The following is an 11,398-nucleotide window of genomic DNA, read 5'->3' on the forward strand; positions in this document are numbered from 1 at the left end:
TCAGGACACCTGATGTCCCGAAAGTGGCTTTCGCGACACCCGAGGCCGACGTACGGACGAGCGACACAACACGCCACATTTGCCTTACCCCTCAACAACCCGAATCGCCACTCACGACCACAGTGCGAGCGGGCCGGAAGGCGTGACTCGCGTGATCAGACACGTGACTCGCGCGCGGCCAGGGGTTCGCCGCGAGTCGTCCGTCTGGACACACGTGTCGTCCATCTGATCACGTGTGTCGTCCCTCCGGTCACACCCGACAGCAGGTAAGCCGAGAGACGGTTGGTTCTATTGAGGGGCAGGGCAAGGGTGTCATGTTCCCGGTCCTTGTTCCCCATCGCTGCCCTTCCCGCCTTCCCGGCAAAGGAAAAGCCCGGACGCGCGAGGCGCGTCCGGGCTTTCCGGTGTTACGGGCTCGAACTCAGAAGTCCATGCCGCCCATGCCACCGGACGGGTCGGCGGGAGCGGCCGAGGCCTTCTCCGGCTTGTCCGCCACGACGGCTTCGGTGGTCAGGAACAGCGCCGCGATGGAAGCGGCGTTCTGCAGCGCGGAGCGGGTGACCTTCGTGGGGTCCGGCACGCCGGCGGCGAGCAGGTCCTCGTAGACACCGGTGGCGGCGTTGAGGCCGTGACCCTGCGGGAGGGACTTGACCTTCTCCGCCACGACGCCGCCTTCGAGGCCGGCGTTGATCGCGATCTGCTTGAGCGGCGCCTCGACGGCGACCTTGACGATGTTGGCACCAGTGGCCTCGTCGCCCTCGAGCTTCAGACCGGCGAAGGCAGCCTCGGCGGCCTGGATGAGAGCGACGCCACCACCGGCGACGATGCCCTCTTCGACGGCGGCCTTGGCGTTGCGCACCGCGTCCTCGATGCGGTGCTTGCGCTCCTTCAGCTCGACCTCGGTGGCGGCACCGGCCTTGATGACGGCCACGCCGCCGGCCAGCTTCGCCAGACGCTCCTGGAGCTTCTCGCGGTCGTAGTCCGAGTCCGAGTTGTCGATCTCGGCGCGGATCTGGTTGACGCGACCCTGGATCTGGTCGGCGTCGCCCGCACCCTCGACGATGGTGGTCTCGTCCTTGGTGATGACGGCCTTGCGCGCCTTGCCCAGCAGGGAAAGGTCCGCGTTCTCCAGCTTGAGGCCGACGTCCTCGGAGATGACCTGGCCACCGGTCAGGATCGCGATGTCCTGCAGGATCGCCTTGCGGCGGTCACCGAAGCCCGGGGCCTTGACGGCGACGGACTTGAAGGTGCCGCGCATCTTGTTGACGATCAGGGTGGCCAGGGCCTCGCCCTCGACGTCCTCGGCGATGATCAGCAGCGGCTTGCCGGACTGGATGACCTTCTCCAGCAGCGGCAGGACGTCCTTGACGGTGGAGATCTTGGAACCGAAGAGCAGGACGTACGGGTCCTCGAGCTCGGCTTCCTGACGCTCCGGGTCGGTCACGAAGTAACCGGAGATGTAGCCCTTGTCGAAGCGCATGCCCTCGGTGAGCTCCAGCTCGAGCCCGAAGGTGTTGCTCTCCTCGACGGTGACGACGCCTTCCTTGCCGACCTTGTCCAGCGCCTCGGCGATGAGCTCGCCGATGGTGCGGTCCGCGGCGGAGATCGACGCGGTGGCGGCGATCTGCTCCTTGGTCTCGATCTGGACGGCGGCCTTGTGCAGCTGCTCGGTGATGGCCTCGACGGCCGCCTCGATGCCGCGCTTCAGGCTGATGGGGTCGGCCCCGGCGGCGACGTTGCGCAGACCCTCGCGGACGAGAGCCTGGGCGAGCACGGTGGCGGTGGTGGTGCCGTCACCCGCGACGTCGTCGGTCTTCTTGGCAACTTCCTTGACGAGCTCGGCCCCGATCTTCTCCCACGGGTCCTCGAGCTCGATCTCCTTGGCGATGGAGACACCGTCGTTGGTGATCGTCGGCGCGCCCCACTTCTTTTCGAGCACGACGTTCCGGCCCCGCGGGCCGAGGGTCACCTTGACGGCTTCGGCGAGGGTGTTCAAGCCGCGCTCAAGACCGCGGCGGGCGTCCTCGTCGAACGCGATCAGTTTGGCCATTGCGGTGTGGTCCTCCGGTATTGGGCGCCGCCGCACGCCTACTACTACAGCGCGGCGGCAGGACTCTTCCTCGGCCAGGCTCGGTGCCCGCGACGGACGACCCACCCTTCTCAGGGTGCGGCCTCACCGTCCCGACCTTCAGGCGTGCGGTCGGTGACCGCTCCGCCTGGCACTCGACGGCGTCGAGTGCCAATGTCGTGTTTAGCACTCTCCAGGGTCGAGTGCAAGAACCGCAGGTCAGAGCGGTGCGGTAGCTGAAGGGGACTTTCCCCTAATCAGACGCGGCGAAGGACGCTTTCACCACATCGCATGCGGTGAAAGCGTCCTTCAGCCCTCCGTCTCAGTTGCTCGGCTTGATCGAGATCGACGTCGGCGGAGCCTTCGCCGAGGACCCCGGGGCCTGCGACTGCGAGTTGCCGGGACCGACCGGGATGTTCGGCGCGGTGGTCTGCGGTCCGTTGCCGCTGTTCGAGTCACCGAAGATGAAGATCGCGGCGACGATCGCGCCCGCGACCACGAGGACGCCGACGATGATCCAGATCCACTTGGCGCCGCCGCCCTTCTTGGGCTGCTGCTGGAACCCGCCCTGCTGCTGGTGCGGCGGCGGGCCGTAGCCCGGGGGCGGCCCCTGCTGGAAGCCACCCTGCTGCTGGAAGCCGCCTTGCTGCGGCGGCGGGCCGTAGCCCGGAGGCGGCCCCTGCTGGTAACCGCCCTGCTGGAAGCCACCCTGCTGCGGCGGCGGGCCGTAGCCGGGGGGCGGCCCCTGCGGCGGCAGGCCTTGCGGCGGGGGGCCCTGCGGTCCCGGCCCCTGCTGGCCGTAGCCGGGCTGCTGTCCTCCGTACGGGTGCACGGGGCCCCCCTCTCCCTGTGGCGGCGTGTTCTGCCGTGGCGGTACCGCCTGCTGGACGGTCGCGGCCGCCGCCTGCCCGGGCGGGCCCGGAGGCTCGTTCGAAGTCGCGAGCGGACCCAGGGCATGCCTGGCGGCCGCGATCATCTCAACACAGTTCGGGTAGCGATCGGCGGGATTCTTCGCCATTCCCTTCCGGACGACCTCGTCGATCCCGGCGGGGAGGCCGACGATCCGCGAGATGGCCGGGGGCTCGCCGTTCAGATGCCCCTTGATGACGGTCTGCACGTCGCCCTTGAAGGGCGGGCTGCCGGTCAGGCAGGCGTAGAGGACACAGGTGAGCGCGTACTGGTCGGTGCGGCCGTCGAGCGGCTCGCCGCGCAGGTGCTCGGGGGCCGCGTACGTCGGCGAGCCGAGGAAGTCGCCGCCGCGGGTCCGGTGACCGGTGGCGCCGCGGCGGGTCAGGCCGAAGTCGGCGACGTAGACGTGCTCGCGCGAGGTCTCCTTGCTGGTGACCAGGACGTTGGCGGGTTTGACGTCGAGGTGCACGAGACCCCGGTTGTGCAGGGTGTCGAGCGCGTCGGCGACCTGGTCGAGCATGGTCAGGGCGCGAGCGGGCGCGATCGGGCCGCCGGAGATCAGCCCGGCGAGGTCCCCGCCGTCGACCATCCGCATGGCGATGTAGAGCATGCCTTCGAGCTCGCCGAAGTCGTACAAGGGCACGACGTTGGCATGGTCGATCGCGGACGTGTTCCGCGCTTCGTCGACGAAGCGCTCGCGGAACTCGGCGTCGGCCCCGAGGTGATCACCGATGACCTTCAGTGCCACCTTGCGTCCGAGCCGCACGTCCGTGGCCTTGTAGGTCACGCTCATGCCGCCCTTGCCGAGCACACCGTCGATGCGGTAGTTGCCCAGCCGGCGACCGGTCAGGTCCCCCGACTCATCGCCTGTCACGCAGCGCAGCCTAACGCGCCAGTTCCGAGGGCCGCCGGGGGTCGCCCGAAGTCCTCTTATGAGACCTTGCGTACGTCCGCGGCTTGACTCCGCCCGTCGCGGCCGGATTGGACTTCGAATTCCACGCGATCCCCCTCGTCGAGCGTCCGGAATCCATCGGCCTGAATGGCCGAGTAGTGGACGAAGACGTCGGGCCCTTCAGTGGATTCGATGAATCCGTAGCCCTTTTCCGAGTTGAACCACTTGACGGTGCCGACTGCCACGGCGCCCTCCCTCAGCACGGGACCCGCCGCCCTCGTCTGCCCCGGACGGCGGTTTGAAGTGCAGTTCACGCTACCCGAATTACCGGCGTCGGCAATGCTCAATTCGTCCCAAGGTCACCCGCGAGAAAGCCGCCTATTGCGCGCTTGCACGAGGACGCGTCCTGGTCCTGCGAAGTCGAGCGCGAGCCCTTCGCCGGTGCGGACCGACTGCGGTCCGGACTGGTCGACGGCGCGGAGACGGCACTGCACGGTGTCCGGATACGCCAGCAGGAAGTCCGGGCGCACCGTGACGAGCTCGCCCGCGGTGAGCTCGAAGGCGTCGACGGGGCCTTGCGCGGCCAGTACGAGCGGACCGCTTCCGCTGTAGTGCTCCAGGAAGCCGGAGTCGGCGCCGAAGAGCTTTTGCAGCGGCGCCCAGCCGGGGTCCTGCCGGATGGTCGCCGGCCGGGCGAGGATCGCGTCCCGGCTCACGCACCAGCCCGCGCCGCCGGTGAATTCCAGCGGGTAGACGTCCCCGGCGGTCAGCGGCGCGAAGTCGATCCATCCGCCGCCCTCGGGCGCGTTGAACACCGACGGGGCCGCCTTGCCCGCCCGGGAGCCGCCGCGCGCGGGCACGGTTTCGGTGATGCCGAAACTGCTGGCCAGCATGGTGTCCCCGGCGGCCTGGACGGCCTCGCCGGGGGACAGCAGCACGCGTGCGACCCCGAAGTTCGGGGTGTGCCTCGTCTGGACGCGCATGCGCTCAGCGGGCGGGGACCTGGGCGATCACCCAGGCGGACAGCGCCGACGGGTTGCGGGTCTGGGTGAGCAGCTGGCCCGGCCCGGCGAAGTCGAAGACGAGGCCTTCACCGCTCTTCATCGACTGGATGACGCCGGTGGCGACCTTGCGGATCTGGTACTGGACGGTGTCGGCGAACGCGACGACGTGCCCGGTGTCGATGGTGATCACCTCGCCCTGCTGGAGGGTGACCGTCTCCAGCGCGCCGTAGCAGGCCACGACCAGCGGGCCCTGTCCCGTCGCGTGGGTGAGGAAGCCGCCCTCGCCGCCGACGAGGTTCTTGAGCCCGCCCCATTTGGTCTCGGTCTGCACGCTGTGGGAGGACGCGAGCCACGAGCCGCGGGTGACGCACCAGCCGGTGCGGCCGTCGAGGTTGATGACCTGCATGTCGCCCGGCAGGTTCGCGGCGACGTCGACCCAGCCGCCGTTCTGCGGGGCGGTGTAGGTGGAGATGAAGAAGGACTCACCGGAGAGGAATGCGCGGCCGAGGCCCTTCATGATGCCGCCCTGCGCCTGGGACTGGACCTGCACGCCATAGCTCGTCGCCATCATCGCGCCGGACTCGACCTGCGCCGGTTCCCCGGGCGCGAGCATGAGCCTCGCCACCGCGAACGATGGCTGGTGACGGATCTGAACCTGCATGTCTTCTTCTCCCCGGGTGGTTCGTCGTGACGCGCAGAGTCTTGCATGCGGGGCCCGAGGCGGGAGGATGGTCCGGTGATCTCCGTCGACGCCCACCGTGAGACCGTCACCGGCCTGCTCGGAAACGCCCCTGTCATCAGCCTCCCGCTCGCCTCCGCCGCCGGGCTCGTCCTGGCCGAGGACGTCCTCGCGGGGGTTTCGCTGCCTCCCTTCGACAACTCCGCGATGGACGGTTACGCCGTCCGCGCCGAGGATGTCGCGGAAGTCCCGGTGACGCTGCCGGTCGCCGACGACATCCCCGCGGGCCGGATCGAGATCGCGAAACTGGAGCCGGGTACCGCGCACCGGATCATGACCGGTGCCCCGCTGCCGCCCGGCGCCGACGCGGTGGTGATGGTGGAGCACACGGACGGCGGCGTGACGGACGTCCGGATTCTCAGGACGGCCGTCCCGGACGCGCACATCCGGCATCGGGGCGAAGACGTCGTCGAGGGCACGGTGGCGCTTTCGGCGGGGACGGTGCTGGGCCCGGCGCAACTGGGCCTCGCGGCGGCCGTCGGGCTCGCCGAGGTGCCCGTGTTCAGGCCGTTGAAGGTGCTCGTCGTGTCCACCGGGACCGAACTCGTCGACGCGCCGGAACCCTTGCGGCACGGGCAGATCTACGAGTCGAACAGCATCATGCTGGCGTCCGCGATCCGCGCGCTCGGCTGCGAGGCCGAGGTCGTGCGCAGTGTCGTCGACGACGTGGACGAGTTCCGCGCGGTGATCGAGCCGCGGCTGGCGGACGTGGATCTGCTGGTGACCTCGGGCGGCGTGAGCGCGGGCGCGTACGAAGTGGTGAAGGACGCACTGACCGGGCAGGGCGTGGAGTTCCGGAAGATCGCGATGCAGCCGGGCGGGCCGCAGGGCTGCGGACGCTGGAACGGTGTGCCGGTGGTGACGCTGCCGGGGAACCCGGTGAGCGTGCTCGTCTCGTTCGAAGCGTTCCTGCGGCCGGCGTTGCTGTCGGCGATGGGACATACGGGCGTCGACCGGCAGCGGGTGCGGGCCCGGCTGACCGAGGCGATGAAGTCCCCCGCCGGACGGCGTCAGTTCCGGCGGGGCTTCTACACGCATTCCGAGGGCGAGGTCACCGGGATCGTCGGACCGCGCGGCGGGCCGGGGTCGCATCTGCTGGCGTCGTTCACGCAGGCGAACTGCCTGATCGTGCTGCCGGAGGACGTCGACTCGGCCGAGCAGGGCGACGAGGTGACCGTCCTCCTGCTCTGACCTGCGTTTAGCGGGCTAAACGCGATCCGAGGGGAAGTCGCGGCGGCGGCCGATCGGGGTGAAGAGCAGGGCGAAGACGGCGACGACCTCCAGCCCGGCCATCAGACCCAGCGTCTGCCGCACGCCCGCGACCTCCCCGAGGAAGCCGCCGAGCAGGCCGCCGAGCGCGATCGCGCCGAAGCTCAGCACGGACATGCTCGCGGTGACCCGGCCGAACATCTCCGCCGGGACATAGCGCTGCTTGAAGGTGGCGTTGAGGACGTTCGAGCCGACGACCCCGGCGCTGAGCGCGAACCCGGCGACGACGAAGAAGGCGAGCCCCCAGCCGCCGTTCGCCAGCGGGCCCAGCAGCATCATCAGTGCCCCGAAGCCTTCGCAGAGCACGAAAGCGCGGGCGGTGCCGATCCGCGCGGCGAGTTTGCCCGACAGCGCGGCGCCGAAGACGCCGCCCGCGCCGACGAGCGCGAGGACCAGCCCGACGGCCCCCGGTCCCACTCCGAGGTCGCGGGCGAGGAACACGACCTCGATCGACTGGTAGCCCATGAGAGCGACGTTCGAGACCGCGCCGAAGACCGCGAAGACGCGCAAATATCGGTCGTGGACGACGAACGCGAGGCCCTCGCGGATCTCGTCCCGCAGCCGCGAACGCGGCCCGGCCGGGCGCGCGGGTTCGCGATACCGGATGGATCGCAGGCACAGCACGGAAATCCCGAAGCTGACGGCGTCGGCGAGCACCCCGGTGACCGCGCCGAAGCCCTGCGCCAGGAGACCGGCGAGGCCGGGTCCGCCGATCTGCGCGGCGGATTCACTGCCCTGCAGCTTCTCGTTGGCCTCCTGCAGCTGTTCCTTGTCGACCAGCGAAGGCAGGTATGCGCGGTACGCGACGTTGAAGAACACCTTCGCGACGCCGCCCACGAAGGCGACGACGAGCAACTGGGTCATCGTGAGCAGGCCGAACCAGGCGGCGACCGGGACGCTCAGGAACACCAGCATGGAGAAGGTGTTGCACGCCAGCATGATCGGCCGTTTCGGCCGCCGGTCGACCCAGGCGCCGGCGGGCAGGCCGATCAGCAGCCACGGCAGCCAGGCGGCCGCGGTCAGCAGCCCGACCGCGAACGTGCTCGCCTGCAACGCGACCACCGCGACGAGCGGCAGCGCGACGACGGCGATGGAACTGCCGAGCACACTGGTCGTCTCGCCGGTCCACAGCAGCCGGAAGTCCCGGGAACGCAGCAATCCGCCGCGTTCGCGGACGCTCACGGCCGGGCCGGGACGGCTCGGGTGGAGATGAAGACGGGACGGCGTTCCTGGCCGTCGTCGGGGAGCTCACGGCCGCTGTAGGACTTGATCAGCTCGTGGACCTTTTGTTCGAGTTCGGCCAGTTCGGCGACGGACATCTTCGCCCAGCTGTCGGTGGCGAAGGCGGCCCGATGCCACTCCTCGGGGTAGCTCTCGCGTTCCGCGAACCATTGGCGCGCCATGGAAACCTGGCGTTCGAGGGCGAGGGATTCGGCGGCGGCCGCGACCGGGTCGTCGGGGAAGTCCGACGGTGACCAGGAAACCGCGTAACTCGCGCGGCGCCACCAGCGCTCCCGCCGGTCCCTGGCGAGCTCCGGCGCTTCTTCGACCAGCTCGACGGCGGCCAGCACTTTCAGGTGGTGGCTGACGTTCCCCACCGCCTGCCCGGTCCGCTCGGCGAGCACGGACGCCGTGCACGGGCCGTCGAGGCGGAGGACGTCGAGCAGGCGGCGCCGCAGCGGATGCGACATCGCGGCGAGCACCTTCGAATCGTGGACTTCGTGTACCTCACGGTCGGCCATGACGCACAACAGTAGTTGCACAAGAGTTCTTGTACAAGTGCCTTTGTGCACTACTCCATTCGCGTCGGTAATCTCGGGGTATGGGTTTCTTCTCGTGGATCGTGTTCGGTGCCATCGCCGGGTGGCTTGCCAACGTCGTGGTGGGCGGCCCGGACCGCCGGGGCGGCTGCCTGTTCAGCATCCTGGTCGGCGTGCTGGGCGCGGCGCTGGGCGGTTTCATCTACCGGCTGGCGACGGGCAACGAGCGGTCCTTCGAGTTCGACTTCCCCAGCTTCGGCGTCGCCATTCTCGGCGCGATCGTGCTGCTCGCCCTGCTGCGCCTGGTGCGGGGCTCCGGCAGGAGCGACTCGTACCGCCGATGACCAGCGGAGTAACCGTTGGTAACGGTTTACTCGCGACCGGTGATCATCGACGTCCGGCGCACTAGAGTGGGACGTTCGCTCAGTTCCAGCGGCCGCGTCCGGGTGCATGTGCCGTCGGGGGGCATATGCACCTGGACGCGCGTGCGTCGGCGATGAGCGAGGCGGCGCGGACGGGGTCCACGAGTGACGGCATGGGCGCCGCCGAAATGTCCCTCTTCCAGGCTCGGAACAGCTCGGCGAGTCGTTCGCCTGCGGGGTCCGGACTGGCGGGCATGCACGGTTCCTCAAGGTCGGTCATCGGCATCAATTACCTAGAGTTATCGCTTATTTCCACCTTCCGTTACCGGGATGTGGTGCCTCCCACCCGGGCCGGGGAAACCCTTCCGGGGGAGGCCACGGCCCGGCCCCGGACAGGGCGGTAGCGTGGTGGCTCTTCCTGTCCCGACCCCCCGACACGAACTGCGGTGAACCCGACCAATGAGCGGCAACCGGCCGGAAGCCACTGGTAATCCCCTCGCGCACGCCGTGAAGCTGGCCCGCGAGACCGTTCCGCCGATGCACCCGGCCGGCAGGCCGTTCGTGTTCGGCGGTCTCGCTGCGACGCTGGTGCTGCGGAAGTTCTCCAAGCGCCTCGGCGTCGTCGGCGCGCTCGCGACGGCCGCCACGGCCGCGTTCTTCCGTGAGCCCAAGCGCGTCCCGCCTGCCCAGTCCGGCCTCGCGGTCGCGTCGGCGGACGGTCTGGTCTCGCTGATCGAAGAGGCCGTGCCGCCGCCCGAGCTGGGGCTGTCCGCCGAACCGCGGATGCGGGTGAGCGTGTTCCTGTCGGTGTTCGACGTGCACGTCCAGCGGATCCCGGCGTCGGGTGTGATCGAACGGGTCGCGTACCGGCCCGGGAAGTTCCTGTCCGCGGACCTGGACAAGGCGAGCGAGGACAACGAGCGCAACTCCGTGCTCATGCGCACCGAAGACGGCCACGAGCTCGTCGTGGTGCAGATCGCCGGGCTGGTGGCGCGGCGCATCCTTTGCGAAATCCGTGAGGGCGACAAGGTCGGCGTCGGCGCGACGTACGGCATCATCCGCTTCGGCTCGCGAGTCGACCTGTACCTGCCCCCGGGCAGCAAGGTTCTCGTCTCGAAGGGCCAGCGCACGATCGGCGGCGAGACGCCGATCGCCGAGCTGCCCACGGCGCCGCACCCGGAAGGCTGATCCATGGTCCGCGTGACCACTCCCGGCGTGCGGCTGCTGCCGAACGCCATCACGGTGCTCGCTCTGTGCGCCGGCCTGTCGTCGGTGCAGTTCGCGCTGATCGGCAACTATCCGATGGCGATCGCGTCGATCGGGATCGCCGCGGTGCTCGACAGCCTGGACGGCCGGATCGCGCGGCTGCTGGACGCGACGTCGAAGATGGGGCAGGAGCTCGACTCGCTGTCCGACGGCATCTCGTTCGGTGTCGCGCCCGCGCTGGTGCTGTACGTGTGGCACGCCGAGGGCGAGCGGATCGGCTGGGTGGCGTCGCTGATCTTCGCGGTCTGCATGATCCTGCGGCTGGCGCGGTTCAACACGCTGATCGAGGACACCGAGCAGCCGCCGTACGCGGGCGAGTTCTTCGTGGGCGTGCCCGCGCCCGCCGGCGGGCTGCTGGCGATGCTGCCGCTGATCCTGGAACTTCAGTTCGGGCAGGGCTGGTGGTCGCACCAGTACGTCGTATGGGTGTGGACGATCGCCGTGGCCGCGCTGCTGATCAGCCGGATCCCGACGCTTTCGCTGAAGACGGTGAAGGCGCCGGCGAAGGCGATCGCGCCGCTGCTGGTCGGGGTGGGCCTGCTGGCCGCCGCGATCATCCAGTTCCCGCTGGTGGCGCTGGCGATCGCACTGGTGCTGTACCTGGCGCACATCCCGTACTCGGTGTACCGGCAGCGCTGGCTCGCCAACCACCCCGAGGCGTGGATGGCGCCGCCGCGGGAACGGCGCGCGATCCGGCGTTCTTCGAGCCGCCGCCGGCTGGGCCTGCGCCCGCCGCTGCGGCGTGTGGTGGCCGGTGCCGCTCAGCGGGTCCGGCTGCAACGAGGCGAACAGCACGTCGCGCGCGCTCCGCGCACCCTCACCGACAAGGACCGGGAGAACGCCCGGGGCCCGCGGCGCCGCTCATGGCGCCGGATCGGCCTCCGCAAACGCTGATCCCCACCTGACTCTTCGCCAACTCCCCACCCCCAGCCCCCCGCCCATCCCTGGGGGACGGCCCCGCGCCCAGCGTATCGGTGCCCCCGGACGGGACCTGGGGAAACGGGGGTGGAAGGCGGTAGTTGTCCACAAGTGGGTGACCCTGTGGACAACTTGGGGACAAACGTGAACAGCGCTCACCCGCCCGCCGGGTCCCGGATGTTGCGAAAGCCACGTTCGCAACGTTGAAGGT

Annotated in this window: 11 protein-coding genes; 4 read left to right on the forward strand and 7 right to left on the reverse strand. The window is 69.6% G+C overall.

Going from position 1 to position 11,398, the window contains the following annotated elements:
• Positions 1 to 421: 421 nt before the first annotated feature.
• The 5 genes from groL to ACFWMR_RS40380 form a co-directional block, all read right to left on the reverse strand.
• Positions 422 to 2,050 carry a chaperonin GroEL gene (groL, locus tag ACFWMR_RS40360; protein WP_005164277.1) on the reverse strand — a complete coding sequence of 543 codons (1,629 nt, stop codon included), beginning with the start codon at positions 2,048 to 2,050 and terminating at the stop codon, positions 422 to 424.
• 340 nt (positions 2,051 to 2,390) lie between these two features.
• Entirely contained in the window at positions 2,391 to 3,851 is a 1,461-nt protein-coding gene (locus ACFWMR_RS40365) for a serine/threonine-protein kinase (RefSeq protein ID WP_378382208.1), read from the reverse strand.
• Positions 3,852 to 3,907: 56 nt separating this feature from the next.
• A complete protein-coding gene (locus ACFWMR_RS40370; RefSeq protein ID WP_005164266.1) occupies positions 3,908 to 4,114 on the reverse strand; it encodes a cold-shock protein in 207 nt (68 codons plus the stop codon).
• 114 nt (positions 4,115 to 4,228) lie between these two features.
• Positions 4,229 to 4,852 (reverse strand): AIM24 family protein, encoded by a 624-nt coding sequence (locus tag ACFWMR_RS40375; protein ID WP_005164264.1) that lies wholly within the window; start codon positions 4,850 to 4,852, stop codon positions 4,229 to 4,231.
• Between the two features lie 4 nt (positions 4,853 to 4,856).
• On the reverse strand, positions 4,857 to 5,534 hold the full coding sequence (locus tag ACFWMR_RS40380; RefSeq protein WP_184896357.1) for a TIGR00266 family protein: 678 nt from the start codon (positions 5,532 to 5,534) through the stop codon (positions 4,857 to 4,859).
• A gap of 75 nt (positions 5,535 to 5,609) precedes the next feature.
• On the opposite strand from ACFWMR_RS40380, the gene moeA reads away from it, so the two are divergent.
• On the forward strand, positions 5,610 to 6,803 hold the full coding sequence (gene moeA / locus ACFWMR_RS40385; RefSeq protein ID WP_093936470.1) for a molybdopterin molybdotransferase MoeA: 1,194 nt from the start codon (positions 5,610 to 5,612) through the stop codon (positions 6,801 to 6,803).
• A 15-nt stretch (positions 6,804 to 6,818) separates the two neighbouring features.
• Here moeA and ACFWMR_RS40390 read toward each other — a convergent pair whose 3' ends face one another.
• Together ACFWMR_RS40390 and ACFWMR_RS40395 are read right to left on the reverse strand one after the other, a co-directional pair.
• Entirely contained in the window at positions 6,819 to 8,063 is a 1,245-nt protein-coding gene (locus tag ACFWMR_RS40390; RefSeq protein WP_378382209.1) for an MFS transporter, read from the reverse strand.
• Entirely contained in the window at positions 8,060 to 8,623 is a 564-nt protein-coding gene (locus ACFWMR_RS40395; protein WP_093936472.1) for a winged helix-turn-helix domain-containing protein, read from the reverse strand. The genes ACFWMR_RS40390 and ACFWMR_RS40395 overlap by 4 nt, the downstream gene beginning before the upstream one ends.
• An 80-nt stretch (positions 8,624 to 8,703) precedes the next feature.
• On the opposite strand from ACFWMR_RS40395, the gene ACFWMR_RS40400 reads away from it, so the two are divergent.
• The 3 genes from ACFWMR_RS40400 to pssA all read left to right on the forward strand — a co-directional run bounded on the left by ACFWMR_RS40400 (position 8,704) and on the right by pssA (position 11,163).
• Positions 8,704 to 8,985 (forward strand): GlsB/YeaQ/YmgE family stress response membrane protein, encoded by a 282-nt coding sequence (locus tag ACFWMR_RS40400; RefSeq protein WP_093936473.1) that lies wholly within the window; start codon positions 8,704 to 8,706, stop codon positions 8,983 to 8,985.
• 477 nt (positions 8,986 to 9,462) lie between these two features.
• A complete protein-coding gene (locus ACFWMR_RS40405; protein WP_093936474.1) occupies positions 9,463 to 10,191 on the forward strand; it encodes a phosphatidylserine decarboxylase in 729 nt (242 codons plus the stop codon).
• Positions 10,192 to 10,194: 3 nt separating this feature from the next.
• Positions 10,195 to 11,163 carry a CDP-diacylglycerol--serine O-phosphatidyltransferase gene (gene pssA, locus ACFWMR_RS40410; RefSeq protein WP_378382210.1) on the forward strand — a complete coding sequence of 323 codons (969 nt, stop codon included), beginning with the start codon at positions 10,195 to 10,197 and terminating at the stop codon, positions 11,161 to 11,163.
• Positions 11,164 to 11,398 lie beyond the last annotated feature (235 nt).

Source organism: Amycolatopsis thailandensis, from assembly GCF_042723255.1.
Classification (GTDB): Bacteria; Actinomycetota; Actinomycetes; order Mycobacteriales; family Pseudonocardiaceae; genus Amycolatopsis; species Amycolatopsis thailandensis.